At 58.3% G+C, this 17,421-nt stretch carries 13 protein-coding genes; 4 read left to right on the top strand and 9 right to left on the bottom strand.

Features of this window, described 5'->3' with window-relative positions; all coding sequences use genetic code 11:
- Window positions 1–53 precede the first annotated feature (53 nt).
- Window positions 54–1,346: a serine--tRNA ligase gene (gene serS, locus AC2FLO_RS03305; RefSeq protein ID WP_496751326.1), complete on the top strand. Its 1,293-nt coding sequence runs from the start codon at window positions 54–56 to the stop codon at window positions 1,344–1,346.
- 58 nt (window positions 1,347–1,404) lie between these two features.
- Here the strand turns inward: serS and AC2FLO_RS03300 are convergent, their stop codons facing one another.
- From AC2FLO_RS03300 to AC2FLO_RS03280, 5 genes are all read right to left on the bottom strand, one after another.
- A complete protein-coding gene (locus AC2FLO_RS03300; RefSeq protein ID WP_496751325.1) occupies window positions 1,405–1,971 on the bottom strand; it encodes a helix-hairpin-helix domain-containing protein in 567 nt (188 codons plus the stop codon).
- A gap of 92 nt (window positions 1,972–2,063) precedes the next feature.
- Window positions 2,064–3,047 (bottom strand): fatty acid desaturase, encoded by a 984-nt coding sequence (locus AC2FLO_RS03295; protein WP_496751324.1) that lies wholly within the window; start codon window positions 3,045–3,047, stop codon window positions 2,064–2,066.
- A 165-nt stretch (window positions 3,048–3,212) separates the two neighbouring features.
- Window positions 3,213–4,676: a ribosome biogenesis GTPase Der gene (gene der, locus AC2FLO_RS03290; protein ID WP_496751323.1), complete on the bottom strand. Its 1,464-nt coding sequence runs from the start codon at window positions 4,674–4,676 to the stop codon at window positions 3,213–3,215.
- 49 nt (window positions 4,677–4,725) lie between these two features.
- A complete protein-coding gene (locus AC2FLO_RS03285; protein ID WP_496751322.1) occupies window positions 4,726–6,048 on the bottom strand; it encodes a PQQ-like beta-propeller repeat protein in 1,323 nt (440 codons plus the stop codon).
- Between the two features lie 44 nt (window positions 6,049–6,092).
- Window positions 6,093–6,764 carry a hypothetical protein gene (locus tag AC2FLO_RS03280; RefSeq protein ID WP_496751321.1) on the bottom strand — a complete coding sequence of 224 codons (672 nt, stop codon included), beginning with the start codon at window positions 6,762–6,764 and terminating at the stop codon, window positions 6,093–6,095.
- 225 nt (window positions 6,765–6,989) lie between these two features.
- Here AC2FLO_RS03280 and AC2FLO_RS03275 point away from each other — a divergent pair, with 225 nt between their 5' ends.
- Both AC2FLO_RS03275 and AC2FLO_RS03270 read left to right on the top strand, forming a co-directional pair.
- On the top strand, window positions 6,990–8,216 hold the full coding sequence (locus AC2FLO_RS03275) for an efflux RND transporter periplasmic adaptor subunit (protein ID WP_496751320.1): 1,227 nt from the start codon (window positions 6,990–6,992) through the stop codon (window positions 8,214–8,216).
- Window positions 8,213–11,992: an efflux RND transporter permease subunit gene (locus AC2FLO_RS03270; protein WP_496751319.1), complete on the top strand. Its 3,780-nt coding sequence runs from the start codon at window positions 8,213–8,215 to the stop codon at window positions 11,990–11,992. The genes AC2FLO_RS03275 and AC2FLO_RS03270 overlap by 4 nt, the downstream gene beginning before the upstream one ends.
- 43 nt (window positions 11,993–12,035) lie before the next feature.
- On the opposite strand, the gene AC2FLO_RS03265 is transcribed toward AC2FLO_RS03270, so the two are convergent.
- The 3 genes from AC2FLO_RS03265 to AC2FLO_RS03255 are packed head-to-tail and all read right to left on the bottom strand — an operon-like array spanning window position 12,036 to window position 15,757.
- Window positions 12,036–12,434, bottom strand: a complete 399-nt coding sequence (locus AC2FLO_RS03265) for a DUF2147 domain-containing protein (RefSeq protein ID WP_496751318.1) — start codon at window positions 12,432–12,434, stop codon at window positions 12,036–12,038.
- Between the two features lie 58 nt (window positions 12,435–12,492).
- Window positions 12,493–14,316, bottom strand: coding sequence for an ABCB family ABC transporter ATP-binding protein/permease (locus AC2FLO_RS03260; RefSeq protein WP_496751317.1), 1,824 nt, complete (start codon window positions 14,314–14,316; stop codon window positions 12,493–12,495).
- A 58-nt stretch (window positions 14,317–14,374) separates the two neighbouring features.
- Window positions 14,375–15,757 carry a LysM peptidoglycan-binding domain-containing protein gene (locus AC2FLO_RS03255; RefSeq protein WP_496751316.1) on the bottom strand — a complete coding sequence of 461 codons (1,383 nt, stop codon included), beginning with the start codon at window positions 15,755–15,757 and terminating at the stop codon, window positions 14,375–14,377.
- Between the two features lie 127 nt (window positions 15,758–15,884).
- On the opposite strand from AC2FLO_RS03255, the gene AC2FLO_RS03250 reads away from it, so the two are divergent.
- Window positions 15,885–16,436 (top strand): LOG family protein, encoded by a 552-nt coding sequence (locus AC2FLO_RS03250; protein ID WP_496751315.1) that lies wholly within the window; start codon window positions 15,885–15,887, stop codon window positions 16,434–16,436.
- Window positions 16,437–16,540: 104 nt separating this feature from the next.
- Here AC2FLO_RS03250 and AC2FLO_RS03245 read toward each other — a convergent pair whose 3' ends face one another.
- Window positions 16,541–17,419: a metallophosphoesterase gene (locus tag AC2FLO_RS03245; RefSeq protein WP_496751314.1), complete on the bottom strand. Its 879-nt coding sequence runs from the start codon at window positions 17,417–17,419 to the stop codon at window positions 16,541–16,543.
- Between the last annotated feature and the right edge of the window lie 2 nt (window positions 17,420–17,421).

Below are 17,421 nucleotides of genomic sequence, written 5' to 3'. Positions count from 1 at the left end.
CGCAGATGGTGCATAAGCGGGTTCAGTGATTCACGCATTCAAGGATCTGAGACATGCACGACATCCGCGCCATTCGCGAAAACCCTGCCGCTTTCGACGCCGCCCTAGCGCGCCGTGGGGACGCGCCGGTGTCGTCAGATCTGCTGAGGCTGGACGAAAGCCGGCGTGCCAAGATTCTGGCTGCCGAAACCGCACAGGCCGAACAAAATAAGGCCAGCAAGGAAGTCGGTGCAGCCAAAGGGCGCGGCGACGAGGCTGAATTCGAACGCCTGCGCGCGCTGGTCGCCGAGAAAAAGGCCGAAGTCGCCCGGATGCAGACCGAGGCCAAGGATCTGGATGCCTTGCTGACCGATCAACTGGCCCGCATTGCCAACCTGCCCGCCGATGACGTGCCGCAAGGCGCGGACGAAAACGACAATGTCGAAGCCAACCGCTGGGGCACCCCGCGCGATTTCAGCTTTGCACCGAAAGAGCACTACGACATTCCCGCCGTCGCAGCCGCAATGGATTTCGAAACCGCCGCCAAAACCAGCGGCAGCCGGTTTGTGAACCTGTCCAAGGGGGTTGCCCGGCTCCACCGTGCGCTGGCCCAGTTCATGTTGGACACACATATCGACAAGAACGGTCTGACAGAAATGCAGACACCGGTTCTGGTTCGGGATGAGGCGATGTATGGCACTGATAAATTGCCTAAATTCGGTGACGACAGTTATCAGACGACCAATGGCTGGTGGCTGATCCCGACCTCCGAGGTCACGCTGACCTATTCAGTGGCCGGTGACATTCTTGAAGAGTCCGCCCTGCCCATCCGTATGACCGCCCATACTGTCTGTTTCAGGTCCGAGGCAGGAAGCGCGGGCAAGGACACCGCAGGAATGCTGCGCCAGCACCAATTCGAAAAGGTCGAGATGGTCTCGATCACCCATCCCGACGCGTCAGACGATGAGCAAAAGCGCATGTTGCGCTGCGCCGAGGATCTGCTGGAACAGCTGGGTATTCCCTATCGCACTGTTGTTTTGTGCGCCGGTGATATGGGCTTTGGCGCGCGCCGCACCTATGACATCGAAGCGTGGCTGCCCGGACAGGACACCTATCGCGAGATCAGCTCGGTCTCGACTACAGGCGCGTTTCAGGCACGCCGGATGAATGCCCGGTTCAGGCCTGAAAGTGGTGGCAAACCCGAATTTGTTCATACTCTGAACGGTTCCGGTCTGGCTGTCGGGCGTTGTCTGATCGCAGTTCTGGAGAATGGTCAGAATGAAGACGGCACTGTTTCGCTGCCCGAGGTACTTGGCCCCTATCTGGGTGGCAAACTGACCCTGCAACTGGACGGTACGTTGGCCTGACAGACGAAACCGTCGCCGTCAGGCACCGGTTAGGACATCAACAGAAGGCGAAGAGGTTTTACTTCTTCGCTTTTTTCTTGTCCTTCTTCTTTCCGCTTTTTTTACCGTCTTTCTTTTTTCCGTCCTTTTTTGACTTTTTGTCCTTTTTGGATTTGGCTTTCACCTTGTCCTTGGCCTTTGAAAAAGCGGCTTCCATCTCTTTACGTTTCTTCGCGGCTTTTTCGGCCTTGGCCTTGGCTTTGGCCTTTTTCTTTTCAGCAGCTTCGGCTTTTTCAGCCGCTGCTTTTTCTTCTGCCGCCTTGCGTGCGGCTTCCTCGACCCGTTTCTTGACTGCGGCTGCAGCGATTGTTTTGCGTGGCGCGGCTTTGCGTTCGGTCGGTCTGCGCGCCGCCGGAGTCCGGGCCGCAGTTCGGCGTGTTGCCGGTTTCGCAGCCGCCGGTTTTGCAGCAACGGCATCTTTGGCAGATGCAATCAAAACCAACGCGCGCGCCTCACCGATCCGAGGGACCTTGACCAAATCAGCAGGAGTGGCCTTGGCTATCGCCTCGGCCGTCTTGAAGCCATTGGCAACAAGGGCCTGGCCAAGCGCCTCTCCTACACCTTTTATGTCGGTCACAGCGGTCATTATAGGTCCTCTCTCTGTCTCGTTACCGGCTCGTATATACAAAAGATACACGAGCCCGCAAGCTGTGTGGTGGTCGCCCCTGTTCTGCCAGCTTAGTTATGGGCAAGACCAGCGGCTCGGTTGTCTCTCGGAAAGGGTACGAGGCGCTTAGCATCTTCGTCCCATAGCTTCAGGTTCAATGCTGCCACGGCCTCGGGAAATTTGATCCGGCGGGGGGTATATTCCGGCGGCAGGTTATAGTGGCAGGCACGCAGGCGATATGATGGGATACGCGCGTTGAAATGGTGGATGTCATGCAACGTGATGCAAGCCACAGACATATCGAACCACCATCCGAAATCCAGCGCGGATGACCCCTCAAGCGCTGCTGTCTGAGGATTCAGGTCAGGGCGGCGATCCCAATAGGTATCTTCGAAGTTGTGCTGAAGATAAACGAGGAAGACGCCCAGCATTCCACCCAAAAAGGAAAACACCAGCCAGACCCAAATGCCCGTCATACCCGCGATCAGATACAACAATCCAAGAAAAACAACGATCGACAGGTTGTGCAACACCACACCTTTGGCGCCAAAACGCGCCGTATTCTTGGGCCAGCGGTATCGGATGAAGTAGGTGAACAACGCGCCGACCGGAACCAGGATGAACGGATTGCGATACAGCCGGTAAAACAAACGTGTTTTCCAATCAGCTGCATTCCACTCTCGCAGGGTCATCGTGTGAATTTCACCTGTCTCGCGGTGCTCAAGATTTCCGATGCCCGCATGGTGCAGATTGTGGTTCTGTTTCATCACCTCGAACGGGGCGAAAGTGAAGGGAGACAGGCCATGCCCTGCCCATTCGTTTTGAATCCGTGTTTCAAACAGAGAGTGATGCCCACAATCATGTTGCAGCACATAAAGCCGTACTGCGGCAAAGGCGAACACGATCCCGGCGGGTATCATGATGTACCATCGATCAACAAAGGTGATCGCAACGGTCAGCGACGCGAAATACACCGCAAATGTGCCAAAATAACTTGCCGCGGCCAATCTGTTGTCCTGCACCGCGTAATGTCTTGTATATTCCCTCAAATCCATCCAGCCGTCTCCTTACGATGGCCGTTCAGTTTTCTGTTCAAATCTAGGTGCGGCTAGTCCGCGTGCAAGCAGTGCGTGCCCAAACAAATGCACACGCATGAATGCTAGCGTGGAGAACAGAAACTGTCACGCCCCCGTGAGGTAAGATGCTGAAAATTGGCGCAGTTACGCGCGGCCCTTGAGATGCTTGGCCAATGCGCCCGCATTTTTCTTGCGCCGCCCCTTATATGGGTTCTTGTCACCCTGCCCGCGCAGCGTCAGACGGATTGGGGTGCCAGGCATGTCAAAGTCCTGACGCAACCCGTTGACCAGATAGCGGGTATAGCTTTCGGGCATCTTATCGGGATGGGAACACATCACAACAAAACCCGGCGGCCGCGTTTTCGCCTGGGTCATATAGCGCAGCTTGATGCGGCGGCCCTGCGGGGCCGGCGGCGGGTGTTGTTCCAGCATGGCAGTCAGCCACCGGTTCAACGCCGCGGTTGGCACACGGCGGTTCCAGACATCATGGGCGCGCAAGATGGCGGCGCGCAATCTCTCCAGCCCGCGGCCCGTTTTCGCCGAGACGGTAACCAGAGGGGCACCGCGCAGCTGCGGCAGCAAGCGATCGAAGGCATCTTTCAGCTCCCGCAGCTTTTCCTGCTTGTTTTCCTCGACGTCCCACTTGTTTACAGCAACAACAACAGCCCGGCCTTCACGTTCGGCCAAGTCGGCAATTCTCAGGTCCTGTTGTTCAAACGGAATGGCCGCGTCCAGCAGTACGACGACAACCTCGGCGAACTTCACCGCGCGCAGACCGTCTGACACGGAAAGCTTTTCCAGCTTTTCCTGTACCTTTGCTTTCTTGCGCATTCCTGCCGTGTCAAAGATCCGCATCGGAGTGCTTTCTCCATCCGGGTCGGCCCAATCGATCCGCAGGCTGATAGCGTCACGGGTGATCCCGGCCTCAGGTCCCGTCAACAGGCGGTCTTCGCCGATGATCTTGTTGATCAGCGTGGACTTGCCCGCATTCGGACGGCCAACCACGGCCACTTGCAAAGGCTTGGCAGCGGTGATCAGGGGCATTTCGCCCTCACCGTCTTCATCCAGCTCAATATCCGTTTCCGGGGCTTCTTCGACCTGCTTTTCCTCGGCGGCATCCGCCAACGGCATCAGCTGAGCATAAAGGTCGGTCATCCCCTCGCCATGTTCACCCGACATCCGCACCGGTTCACCCAGACCCAGATTGTATGCTTCGAGCACCCCGGCATCCGCTGCGCTGCCTTCAGCCTTGTTGGCCGCAAGGATCACGTGCTTGGACCGCTTGCGCAGGATTTCTGCAAACATCTCATCCGTGGGCGTCAGCCCGACCCGCGCGTCGATCATGAACAGGCAGACATCGGCCATGTCCACGGCGCGCTCGGTCAGGCGGCGCATCCGGCCCTGCAAACTGTCATCTGTCGCGTCTTCAAGCCCGGCCGTGTCGATTACGGTAAAGCGCAGATCGCCCAGACGCCCTTCGCCCTCGCGCAAGTCACGCGTCACACCAGGCTGATCGTCGACCAGGGCCAGACGTTTGCCCACGAGGCGGTTGAACAATGTGGATTTGCCCACATTCGGGCGCCCCACGATGGCGAGGGTCAGCGACATGATACTCTACTTTCAAGACTCAAGTTGCGCCCTTTAACGCATCTTGCCGTCAACGGAAAGCGTGTAGATCACCTTTGGTCGAAACAACATACAGCGTCTGCCCGGCCACAACAGGGGATGCTGTCGCGCCTCCGGGAACCTCAGCCTGATGTACCAGTGTTCCGTCAACTGGATTGAAGAACCGCAGATATCCGTCGTTGGACGCAACCACGATACGACCCCCGGCCAGAATTGGGCCGTAGTGCGCGAAGATCGGTCCTCGGCGGCCACGCTTGTCCTTGACAAAGCCCGGCAGGTCCTGCGCCCAGATGACAGACCCGTCCGCCGCGTTCAGGCGCACCAGCTGGCTGCGATCACTGATCAGGAAAATGCTGTTGCCCGCAGGCCAGACAGTATCGACCGCACCTTCATCCGCCGTCCAATGGCGCTCACCGGAAGCGGCATCAAATGCGACGGTCCGACCCGAGTGATTGCCGATGTAGATACTGTTGCCAACAACCATCGGACCGCCGGTCACATCGACGATTTGTGCCGCAGCGCGCCCGCGACGCCCCCCCGCCACAGACGCGTTCCATCGACGGATACCGCCGCGGCGGAAGGTGGCGGCTACGTCGCCCGAGCCAAAGGCAAATACGGCCAGATCAGACGCAATTGCAGGCGCAGGCGCACCCAGAACGTTCCCGACGCTTGGTGTGCCTTCGAATTGCCAGGCTATGCGTCCGTCCTTGGTGTTTACAGCCCAGCCGGTTTCGTCTCCGGCCACAACGTATAACAGCCCGTCGTTCACCAGCGGAGCGCCGCTGCCAGTCGCTTCCAAGCGTTTTTGCCAGCGCACAGAACCCGATTTGGCGTCCAGCGCAGTCAGCCGACCGAACCCTGACGACACATAAAGGACGCCGTCGGCATAAGCCAAGCCACCACCTGTTGCGTCCGAGTCGCCATCACTTGGCGGGATCAGGTCGGTCTCCCATGCCAACTGCCCCTGCGGTGTGACCGCTGAAACGGTCGCCCCCGAATCCAGTGTAAAAATCAATCCACCCGCAACCACCGGCTCGGCGGTAATGCGCTGCTTGCGCGAGTCACCCTGCCCGATCGAAACAGACCAGATCCGCTGTGGCGTCGCGCGCAAGGCGGCATGCGTGGTCCGGTACGCGGGCGTTCCCGGACTTTGGGACCAGCTAGCGTTGACCTGTTGCCCCGGCAGGCTGATCGGTTGCGAGCCGCGCTTTTCGACCGTTTCAAGATCTGAAACAGGGCGAATATCCTCGCGTTCACCCGGCAGAATGGCTTCGGGCGGCTCACAGGCCGCCAATGCGGTCAGGGCCAACGCCGCAAAAGGCAATCCCGTGCGGGAAAAAAATCTTTTTACCATGATACTCCGAACTCGCCTGTCGTTAAGTCTTTTGTCCCGCCTGGTCAGCCTTGCTGCGCCACCAATGGTTCAGGTACCCCACCCAAAGCAATGATCATTTGCGCGGCGCGCTGTTGCAGGTCGATACCCACCTCGGCATCCTGCCGCAGCGCCTGCAACCGGTCCAGCGCAGCATTGATATTGCCATCGGCCACGTCAATCAGGGCCAACTGTTCTTCCGCCAGCAGCCGCAGAGGAGCTCCGGGGGATGCCAACGCCTCGAACTGCTGACGCCGGTCGGCGGCAGGCAAGGTGTCACCCTGCAACAGCAGCGATTTGAAGCTTGCAATCGCGCGGTAAATCTCGGGCAGGTCGCCCTGAACGGCCACCGCGTTCAGGCTGTTGACCGCGTCCTCTCGGGATCCGGATTCGACCTGTGACGCGGACAGCAACATATCCAGCACTGCTTTCCCGCCCGGTGACATCGCCTCTGCCTGCGCAAGACCAGCAGCCCTTGCAGCCGGGTCATTTTCGGACAACGCAGCAAGAATGGTGTCACCCAATTGCTGAGCTTGCGCCGTGTCCCGCGCCTTGCGGTATTCATTGAAAGCGGCACCGCCTACGATCAACACGACGGCGACGACACCCACCCAGCCCCAGCGGCGCAGCAACAGATAGATCCGGTCGCGGCGCACCTCTTCGGTGACCTCATCAATGAAACTGTCAATATCGCTCATCCAAGCCCCCGGGCTGTCTATCTTGTGTAAGTGCGCCATGTCATACCCCGGCACCAACGCCAAGCCAAGGGTTCGATTTTGCACATTTTGACCGCTTTGCTTCCCTCTTGCGAAAAAATGCAAACCGAACTATTCAGTTCAGTATGGAAAAGATGCCGAACAGACCCCATTTCATGGCGTGACAGCCCAAGTATTAATGGCGCAGATTCTTAGGAGAAACACTGTATGCGTTTGATTTCATTCATCAACGCCCTTCTCGTGATTGTTGCACTGTATTTTCTGGTGTTTGAACGAGACACCTTGTTCGCCTTTGCCGGACGCGGTGATGCCGTGGAAGCAACACAAGACGAAGCAGCAGAAACCGAAAACTCCGATATCTCTGCCGTGGGCGTTGTCGCCGTGCGCTCGCAAGCGCGCGAAATTGACAGCGCCGTGCTGCTGCGTGGTCAGACCAAGGCGAACCGGCAGGTCGAAGTGCTTTCAGAAACCACGTCCACCGTTATCTCTGAGCCCAAACGCAAAGGTGCGTTTGTAGAGGCCGGTGACATATTATGCGAACTTGACCCCGGCACGCGCCCGGCACAACTGGCCGAAGCCATGGCGGGGAAATTGGAAGCCCAGAGCCGCATTCCCGAAGCCGAAGCACGCCTGACAGAGGCACATGCGCTTGTGGCCGAGGCCGAGATCAATCTGACTGCCTCGCGCAAGCTGGCTGAAACCGGATATGCGTCGGAGACCCGCCGCATCTCCAGCGAAGCGGTGATGAGCTCTGCAAAAGCCGGTGTGAAATCTGCCGAAGCCGGGCTGGAAGCCACGCGTGCAGGCATCGAAGCAGCCGCAGCAGCAGTCGAGGCCGCACGGCGAGAGGTTGGCCGCCTGACCATCAAAGCCCCCTTCAAGGGTTTGCTGGAAAGCGACACTGCAGAACTGGGCAGCCTGATGCAGCCTGGATCACTTTGCGCGACTGTCATTCAACTGGACCCGATCAAGCTGGTCGGCTTCGTGCCCGAGACCGAAGTCAATCGGGTGCTTGTCGGGTCCGAAGCAACGGCAACACTTGTGACCGGTCGGCAACTGGGCGGTCGGGTCACGTTTCTCAGCCGGTCCGCGGACGAGACAACACGTACATTCGAGGTGGAAATCACCGTTCCGAACCCAGACTTGACCATTCGCGACGGTCAGACCGCCACCATCCTCATCGCGGCAGAAGGAACGAAAGCCCACCTGCTGCCGCAATCGGCGCTGACACTCAGCAACGAAGGAAAATTGGGTGTGCGCACAGTTGGCGCGGGCAACGTTGTTGACTTCATGCCAGTCCGCATCCTGCGCGACACCGCCGAAGGTGTCTGGATCGACGGCCTACCGGAAACGGTTGATATCATCGTGGTCGGGCAGGAATTCGTGATCCGGGGTGTTACCGTTGCGCCAACTTATCGGGAAGCCTCGCAATGACGGGTATCGTCGCATGGGCCGCAGGCAGGGCCCGAATGGTAATGGCGTTTATCGCCATTTCACTGGTCGTAGGCGGCTTTGCCTATGTCTCGCTTCCGAAAGAGGGTGAGCCGGATATCGAAATCCCTGCCCTTTTCGTTTCGGTGCAGTTTCCCGGGATTTCAGCGGAAGACTCGGAAAACCTTCTGGTCAAGCCGATGGAGACCGAACTGGCGGATCTCGACGGGCTCAAGGAAATGTCTTCGACTGCGGCCGAAGGCTATGCCGGGGTCGCGCTGGAGTTTGAATTCGGCTGGGACAAGACCTCGATCATGGCGGACGTGCGCGATGCCATGAACACGGCCCAGGCTGATTTCCCTGAAGGTGCGGAACAATACTCGCTGACGGAAATCAACTTTTCCGAGTTCCCGATCGTCATCGTCAACCTGACGGGGGCTGTTCCGGAACGCACAATGGCCCGTGTCGCCAAGGATTTGCAGGACGAGCTTGAGGCGCTGGATTCCGTTCTCGAAGCGGGTATCGCGGGCAATCGTGACGAGTTGCTTGAGGTCGTGATCGACCCACTGCGGCTTGAAGCATACAACGTGACCGCGGCCGAGTTGATCAATGTCGTGCGAAACAACAACCAGTTGATCGCAGCGGGCGAAGTCGAAACCGCACAGGGTACATTCTCGGTCAAGATCCCATCGTCATTCAAAACGGCGCAGGATGTCTATGCCTTGCCGGTCAAGGTCAATGGCGACAGGGTTGTAACGCTGGGTGAGCTTGCACAGATCAACTACACTTTTGAAGATCGCGAAGGTACCGCCCGCTTCAACGGCGAGGCGACCGTCGCGCTGCAGGTTGTCAAACGCAAGGGTTTTAACCTGATCGACACCGTTACGCAGGTGAAGGAAACCATTGCTGAGGCCAAGACCAAATGGCCGCCCGAGCTTCAGGCGGCGGTCGAGCTTGGGACATCGAACGACCAGAGCCGCATTGTCGGTTCGATGGTCAGCCAGCTTGAAGGCTCGGTTCTGACCGCAATCGCCCTGGTGATGATCGTGGTTCTGGCCTCTTTGGGTACGAGGGCCGCGCTTTTGGTCGGTTTTGCAATCCCGACCTCGTTCCTTCTGTGTTTCGCGTTTCTTGCGGTCATGGGCATCAGTATCTCGAACATCGTTATGTTCGGCCTCATTCTGGCCGTGGGGATGCTGGTCGACGGTGCCATCGTGGTGGTGGAATACGCAGACAAACGCATCAAGGAAGGTGTCGGCCCGATGCATGCCTATGTCGAGGCGGCCCAACGTATGTTCTGGCCCATCGTATCCTCGACCGCGACGACGCTATGTGCCTTTCTGCCCATGCTGTTCTGGCCCGGTATTCCGGGCGAATTCATGGGGATGCTGCCGGTCACGCTGATCTTTGTTCTGTCGGCTTCGCTGATTGTGGCGCTGATCTACCTGCCGGTCATGGGAGGCGTTTCGGGGCGTCTGAGCCGCGTTTTCGACCGGTCTTCGAACTGGCTCCGGGCGCGTACCCGGTGGTGGGTTCGGGCAGTGATGGTACCCCCGTCGCTCTACATGATTTTCCTGGGTGCGATGCAAGTTCTGAACCCTGACTATCTGCTGCCCGGAGGAGTGATCGCAGGTGCCCTGCTGTTCCTGTTCGGGGCCTTTGCCGGGTCTGTAACGCTGAGCGCAGCCAAGTTCGAGCGGGCGGAAGAAAACCACGTTCACACGGCGGACGAACACACACCTTTCGGACATGTGATCGGGTTCCTTGTCGGCAACCCGATTATGCCGATTGTGTCGCTGGCGGCAGTTTTCTCTGCCGTGTATCTCGTGACCTTCGTCTGGTTCCCACAGGAATCCCGAGGTGTCGAATTCTTCGTTGAAAGCGAACCGGAACAGGCAACTGCTTATGTCCGCGCCCGTGGTAACCTGTCACTGGCTGAAAAAGACGAAATGGTGCTGCAGGCCGAACAGATCATTGGATCTCATCCGGCGGTAATCAACGTCTTTTCCTTTGCGGGCGAAGGCGGTCTGAACCAGAACACCGGCGGCGCGCAGGCACCGGCGGACACGGTGGGGCGCGTCCAGTTTGAAATTATCCCATGGGAAGATCGCCCGAACGTTTCGGAATCCGCTTTGTGGGGATTGTTTGAGCGCCACTTTGTGGCACCCGAATATGATGGCGATTACGTAATCGACGATCTCAACGCCAAACTGGCGACAATACCCGGTATCGTTGTTGAAATCCTGGCATTGGAACAGGGCCCGGCCTCGGCCAAGCCCGTTCACCTGCGCATCAAGGGGGACGGTTGGGACGAACTGACATCGGCCACCGTCACCGCGCGCCAGGTCTTTGACGAAACGCCGGGGCTGATCAAAACCGAAGACACCCTACCCTTGCCGGGCATCGATTGGCAGATTGATGTCGACGTGGCAAAGGCCGGCCGGTTCGGTGCTGATGTGGCAACCGTCGGTGCCATGGTGCAGCTGGTGACACGCGGCATCCTGCTGGGTGAGATGCGCCCCGACAGCACGGATGAAGAGATCGAGATCCGTGTCCGATTGCCGGAACAGGATCGCGTGCTGTCGACATTGGACACGCTCAAGGTCCGCACTCCGGACGGGTTGGTTCCGCTGTCGAACTTCGTGACCCGGGAACCCGTGGCCAAACTGGCCCAGATCAACCGTGTCGACCAGCAACGTTATTACGATGTGAAGGCCGATGTCGAACCGGGGCTGAGCAAGGTTGTGACCAAAGGGCCGGACGGGAAAGAAAAACGTCTGGCTGTAATGCGTGAAGTGACCGACGGTTATACCCCTACCGGCACCGTGCTGGACGGCGACGGTGGAAAGTCCTACGAACTGGTTCAACTGACCGGTGCAGAGAATATTGACCAGCTGCGTAGCACGATTGACGCAGGAGACGCGCAGTTCGCCCTGATCAACCCAAATGAGCGGATCGCAGTTCTGACCGAATGGTTGGAAACCAGCCCCTTCGCCAACTCGATCAGCTGGCAATGGACCGGTGATCAGGAAGAGCAGGAAGAATCCGGCGCATTTCTGGTGAACGCCTTCATGGGCGCATTGGGGCTGATGTTCGTGATCCTGCTCGCCCAGTTCAACTCGTTCTACAATTCGGTATTGGTGCTGTTGGCGGTTGTTCTTTCGACCACCGGGGTTCTGATCGGCATGATCGTGATGGAGCAACCCTTCTCGATCATCATGACGGGCACCGGTATCGTTGCGCTGGCAGGAATTGTGGTGAACAACAACATTGTTCTGATCGATACCTATCAGGAATACAGTGCCTATATGCCGAGGATCGATGCAATCGTCCGCACTGCGGAATCCCGCATCCGCCCGGTTCTGCTGACTACGTTGACGACGATGGCCGGTCTGACCCCGATGATGTTTGGGCTTTCGCTGGACTTTATCAATGGCGGCTATTCCATCGACAGTCCCACCGCCCTGTGGTGGAAACAGCTGGCCACAGCGGTTGTCTTCGGTCTTGGCATCGCCACTGTTCTTACACTGATCGTGACGCCGTCGCTTCTGGCACTGCGTGTCTGGGTGACAACTTACGCTGTCTGGCTCAGCCGCGGGCTTGCCCGTGTGACTGCGGGGCGGTCCAGTCAGATCGCGCAGGACATGGCTATTGGTCGCTCGGCCCGCAAACTACAGGCGACCGAGATTGTGTGGGACGAACCGTCACAATCCGAAGCCTGGTCACGAGACGAGCCTATAGATCAGGTTCCGGGATCGCCGCTAAAAGCCGCAGAATAAGAATGAAAGGACCGGGATTTCCGGTCCTTTTCGTTTTCTGTCGTCACAATCTGGACCATGTCTGGTGCGCGCAAATCGCGTGTTCACAGCCTTTGACCATGAGCTTGTTTCCCTGCAACGTCATCTGAGGAACAGCGTCAACGTCGATCAGGGGAACCCAGAACTCACCCCCGCCGTATTTTCCACCGCCTTCGCTCGACACATCCCAGAACAGCTTTTTCCCAATATTCGGCGTTTGAACCTCCTTGCCTGATGAATCAAAAGCCGAAAGTATCGTGCCGCAGAACTTGTCCGCGCAGGCGGATATCTTGATATGCGAGATCAGGTTCTTGCGATCAGGCTCGGTCTTCCAAACGCCCTCGATCGTGTCAGCTGCGACCATAGCCGGAAGAAGAACCGCAACAGCGACAGGTACTATTCGTCTTGCTAATCCATTGATCATGGCGTTCACCTTCATGCGCGGCGCATCCTAGCATATTCCGCAGGGCAAGATGAGCCCCTCAGGCGGCCTCACTGTCCGACTGCTGGCGGTTCCACAGTTGAGCATATCGCCCAGACCGTGCCAACAGTTCGTCATGTGTGCCCTGTTCGATGATCTCACCGGCCTCAAGAACAACAATCCGATCAGCCTCGGCAATGGTGCTGAGGCGATGGGCAATCGTGATCACGGTCCGCCCTTCCCCTGCGCGCGCCAGCGCATCCTTGATGTCCTGTTCCGTGTCGGTATCCAGGGCCGAGGTCGCCTCGTCCAGCAACAGGATCGGAGGGTTCTTCAGCAATGTCCGCGCTATGCCAACCCGTTGCTTTTCGCCGCCGGACAGTTTCAGACCGCGCTCACCCACCATGGTGTCGTACCCGTCGGGCAGCGAAGTGATAAAGTCATGAATCTGAGCGGCGCGGGCTGCGGCCTCGACATCCTCAGGGGTGGCATCGTCGCGCCCATACGCAATGTTGTAGCGAATGGTGTCGTTAAACAGCACCGTATCCTGTGGCACAACGCCGATCGCTGCATGCAGGCTGGTCTGGGTCACATTCCGCACATCCTGCCCGTCGATCTTCAGCGCGCCTTTGGTCACGTCGTAAAACCGAAACAACAGCCGCCCGATGGTCGACTTGCCAGACCCAGTCGCCCCGACGATTGCGACCGTCTGTCCGGCCGGAACCATCAAGGAAACACCCTTGAGGATTTCCCTTTCGGGGTCATACCCAAAATGCACATCTTCAAGTGTGACCTCACCACCTTTGACCGCAAGCTCGGGTGCATCGGGCTGATCGGTGACTTCGGCAGGTTGTTCGAGCAGATCAAACATCTGCCCCATATCAACCAGCGATTGCCGGATCTCACGATAGACCGTCCCCAGAAAGTTCAGCGGTACGGTGATCTGGATCATGTAGGCGTTGACCATGACAAAATCGCCCACGGTCAGGTTTCCATTTTGAACGCCAATTGCGGCCAGAACCATAACTCCGATCAGACCGCAGGTGATCAGGAAGGATTGGCCAAAATTCAGAAACGCCAGCGAATAGGCGGTTTTCAGCGCCGCCCCGGCATAGGCTTTCATCGACACGTCGTAACGTGCAGCTTCGCGGGCTTCCGCGTTGAAATACTTGACGGTTTCGAAGTTCAGCAAACTGTCAATGGCGCGCTGATTGGCTTCGGTGTCCTGATCGTTCATCTCACGCCGCAGCTTTACCCGCCATTCGGTCACCGCGAAGGTGAACCAGATGTAAAGGCCGATGGTGACGGCGACGACCACCAGATACCAGACGTCGAACAACCACATCAGGATGATCGCAACCAACAACAGCTCAAGGATCAGCGGCCCGATCGAGAACAGCAGGAAGCGCAGCAGGAATTCAACGCCTTTGACGCCCCTCTCGATGATACGGCTCAACCCGCCGGTGCGGCGCGAGACGTGATAGCGCATGGAAAGGTTATGGATATGTCTGAACGTCTCCAGTGCCAGCGCCCGCAAGGCCCGCTGTCCAACAGGGGCAAAGGCGGCGTCCCGCAATTGCTGGAACCCAACTGTCATCATGCGCGCCACGCCGTAGGCAACCGTCACACCCACTGCGCCCAGCGCCAGCGGCGGCACGCCTTCACCTGCCAACGAGTCAACGGCGCCTTTGTAAAGGATCGGGGTATAGACCGCGATCAGTTTGGCCAGAACCAGCATCGCCATCGCGATAACCACGCGGCGCTTTACCCAAACCTCGTCCTGCGGCCAGAGGTAGGGCGCAACCTTGCGGATTGTCCGCCAGCCTGAACTGCGCTCGCCGCTCTGCACCCCGTCACTCGAGGCCATCGGAGATGTTCGTCTCATCACGTACCTTGTCTGCGGTCAGAGAAAGGCTCTGGCCCGCAAAGGGCCAGCGCGTTGATTATTCCGGTATCGTAAAGATTTGCCCCGGATAGATCAGATCCGGGTCGCGGATCAAGTCGCGGTTGGCTGCGAACAGGCGCACATACAGGATGCCATCGCCAAAGCGGTCACGCGAGATCGCCCACAGCGTGTCACCCCGCTGCACAGTGACCGACCGGATTGCCGGGGCATTGTCCTGCGCGGCCGTTCCGTCACCGCCACCTGATGCTGCTTCCAAAACTTCCACAGGTTCGCGTTTGAAGGGGGTTTCGACCCGGCTGAGGACCTTCCCGTCCGTGTTCACAGCGTCAACACGCAACGTGTAAACACCGGGGTCGATGCCGTCCAGATCACTCCGCCAGGATCCATCCTGTTCCGGAGCGAAGTCGGCAACCAGACGATTGTCCAGATACACTCTGATGGCCGCCCCGTCCTGTACTCGCCCGGTCAACTGGACGTCACCGGTTTCGGAATACCCGATGGTATCCAGCGCGACCTGTTCCGGCGGGGTATCCCGAACCACGGGCGGTTGCACGAGTTTAACACCTTCTTCGCCCGACCGCAGTACCGCGATCTGCTGACCCGTTTCAGATGTCTCTGCCGACTGGTCGGCAACCTGCGCTTCGCTGGCTTCTGGCGCGGTCGCCACAGGGTCTGATGTTTCGGTCTCAGCTGGGGTTTCGGTCTCTGGATCGACAACCGCCGAGGCTATCTGTTCTTCAGCTTCGGTTGTTTCGCCCTGATCGGCAGCATCAGTTTTCTGCGCAACCGGCTCTTCCTCGACCGGCTTCGGCAGAGCGGCGATCAGATAGTCGTCAGACCGGGTTGTTTGCCCGCCGCTTTTGCTGTGCAGGATTAGCCCCTGCGCGGCATCGCTGAAGGGGATCGAGACGAACTCGGCGAATTGCCCGCTGCTGTCCACCGTGAATGTATGCACGGTTTCACCGTTCAGCAGAACCTCAATCTGGCTACCCGGCTCAGCGTCACCTGACAAAAGCGCCGTTCCGTCCGCTTCAACAAAAATCTGATCCAAAACCGGGGGGGGCGCGGGTGCCTGTGCATTCTCTTCCGTCAGGGCCGTTGTGGTATCTGTGTCTGAAACAACATCTGTTGCCGCAGCCGTATCTTCAGCGGGATCAGCGGTTGGTACCTCATCCGGTGTCACGGCGGCCTGCTCAGCTGGTTCTGTTGTGGCGATTTCCGCGGGCGCTTCGGCGGCTTGTTCCTGCGGCTGCGTGGCCGTAACAGACACGGGTTCCTGCGGTGCACCCGCCTCAGGCTCTGGCGCTTTGGTGAAAGCGCCGGACAGATACAAACCCCCAACACCCAGCACGGCAACCAGACCCGCAATCACACCCCAGACAAAATTGCCCGAGCTTCCGTTTCCCGATTTGGCGTCCATTGTTTTCCTTTCACCCCGCCGTACAAAAGCTTTGTCTTCAAAAGCCTTCCAGCGGACAGTTGAGCCAATCTATCAATCCCGCTATCAGGGGTCAAAACCTCTGACACAACCCCGGAGCGTCTCTTTCATGTCTCAGAAATCCGTCTGTGTGTATTGCGGGTCACGCAATGGGGCCGAGAAGGCTTATTCTGAAACCGCGCGACAGTTTGGCAGCCTTCTTGCACTGGAGGGCTGGCGGCTGGTTTACGGTGCCGGAGATGTCGGGCTGATGGGCGAAGTCGCCCGGGCCGCGCAACAGGCCGGTGGCGAGACCTTTGGCGTCATTCCGGTGCATTTGGTCACACGAGAGGTCGGCAAGACCGACCTGACCCATTTCGTGATCACCGAAACCATGCACGAGCGGAAAAAGGTCATGATCATGAACGCTGACGCCGTTGTTGTCCTGCCCGGTGGGCCGGGATCACTGGACGAGCTTTTTGAAGCGCTGACCTGGCGGCAACTGGGCCTGCACGACAAACCCATCGTCATCGTCAATGTAAACGGCTATTGGGATGCGTTGAAAACCCTGTTGCATCAGGTGATCGGGCAAGGCTTTGCAGATCGATCACTGGGTGACTTTGTCATTTGGGCTGAAGATGCAGAAACAGCGATGACGGCCCTGCGCGACAAGCTGCGGTAAACCCGGCAGGTCGCGAAAGTGTCTGACCGAAAGCAGCTGTGCATCGTTGCCGCACATATGCGGGCAAGAAATTGGGCTGGTCGATTTGGTGAAGCCTCAGGTCTTTAGGCAGACAGTTCGATAACCGTGATCTCGGGGGTTACACCAAGTCGAACCGGAAGGATGGAACATCCGATTCCGCCGGACACAACCAGATCACGCCCGCCTTCGCGCACATGCCCATAGGCATATCTGTTGCCGTATTTGGAGGGCACGATCGGCGACCAGCCAAACAGACGAATCTGACCGCCATGCGTATGACCGGATAGCGTCAAAGCCACCCTGTCGGGCACTTGAGGGAAGATGTCAGGCTCATGCGCCATCATCACAACCGGGACATCATCGGTGATTTGCGCCAGTGTCCCCGACAGATCATCCAGCCCCTGCGGTTTACCGTTGCGCCAGATCGCAAGCTGATCTTCAAGACCCGCCAACCAGAAACCAAGAGCTTCTAGCTTGATGGCGGTATTCGACAAAACCGTAATTCCGCTCTGCTCCAGCGCATCGACATATTGGTTGGGGCCAGCACCACGGCGCTGCGCCTGCCGGTCATCCCACCAGTCGTGATTGCCAAGTACAGCAAAGACGCCGTTCTTGGCCTCAAGGTTGGCAAGAACCGGTGCCAGATCTTTCATTTCGACAGGACGCAAAACGCCTTTGTAGCTTGCGAAGAAATCACCCAGAAGCAGGATCATATCCGGCGCAAGCGCATTCGTACGCCGCACCACCTGTTTTATTCGGTCCAGCCCGACCAAAGGTTCGCCCAGATGCAAATCTGCCAGTACGGCAATCCTGAGCGGCGGCGCAGTCCAATCCTCTCTCCGGACGCGCCATTTTCGCACGCGCAGCCGCAGGGCGGGTTCGATGAAAAACCCGTAGACTGATGTGATTAGGCCTGCCAGCGTTACCGCCAGCAGGCCCTTGATAAACCGGCGTCGGTTCAATG

Source organism: Ruegeria sp. TASC047 (assembly GCF_059612445.1).
The sequence above is the reverse complement of the archived record's forward strand: the minus strand, read 5'-3'. Positions and strand labels throughout refer to the sequence as shown.

Coding starts and splice junctions, on each gene's coding strand:
- serS (WP_496751326.1), top strand. CDS start 54: ATGCACGACATCCGCGCCATTCGCGAAAACCCTGCCGCTTTCGACGCC.
- AC2FLO_RS03300 (WP_496751325.1), bottom strand. CDS start 1,971: ATGACCGCTGTGACCGACATAAAAGGTGTAGGAGAGGCGCTTGGCCAG.
- AC2FLO_RS03295 (WP_496751324.1), bottom strand. CDS start 3,047: ATGGATTTGAGGGAATATACAAGACATTACGCGGTGCAGGACAACAGA.
- der (WP_496751323.1), bottom strand. CDS start 4,676: ATGTCGCTGACCCTCGCCATCGTGGGGCGCCCGAATGTGGGCAAATCC.
- AC2FLO_RS03285 (WP_496751322.1), bottom strand. CDS start 6,048: ATGGTAAAAAGATTTTTTTCCCGCACGGGATTGCCTTTTGCGGCGTTG.
- AC2FLO_RS03280 (WP_496751321.1), bottom strand. CDS start 6,764: ATGAGCGATATTGACAGTTTCATTGATGAGGTCACCGAAGAGGTGCGC.
- AC2FLO_RS03275 (WP_496751320.1), top strand. CDS start 6,990: ATGCGTTTGATTTCATTCATCAACGCCCTTCTCGTGATTGTTGCACTG.
- AC2FLO_RS03270 (WP_496751319.1), top strand. CDS start 8,213: ATGACGGGTATCGTCGCATGGGCCGCAGGCAGGGCCCGAATGGTAATG.
- AC2FLO_RS03265 (WP_496751318.1), bottom strand. CDS start 12,434: ATGATCAATGGATTAGCAAGACGAATAGTACCTGTCGCTGTTGCGGTT.
- AC2FLO_RS03260 (WP_496751317.1), bottom strand. CDS start 14,316: ATGAGACGAACATCTCCGATGGCCTCGAGTGACGGGGTGCAGAGCGGC.
- AC2FLO_RS03255 (WP_496751316.1), bottom strand. CDS start 15,757: ATGGACGCCAAATCGGGAAACGGAAGCTCGGGCAATTTTGTCTGGGGT.
- AC2FLO_RS03250 (WP_496751315.1), top strand. CDS start 15,885: ATGTCTCAGAAATCCGTCTGTGTGTATTGCGGGTCACGCAATGGGGCC.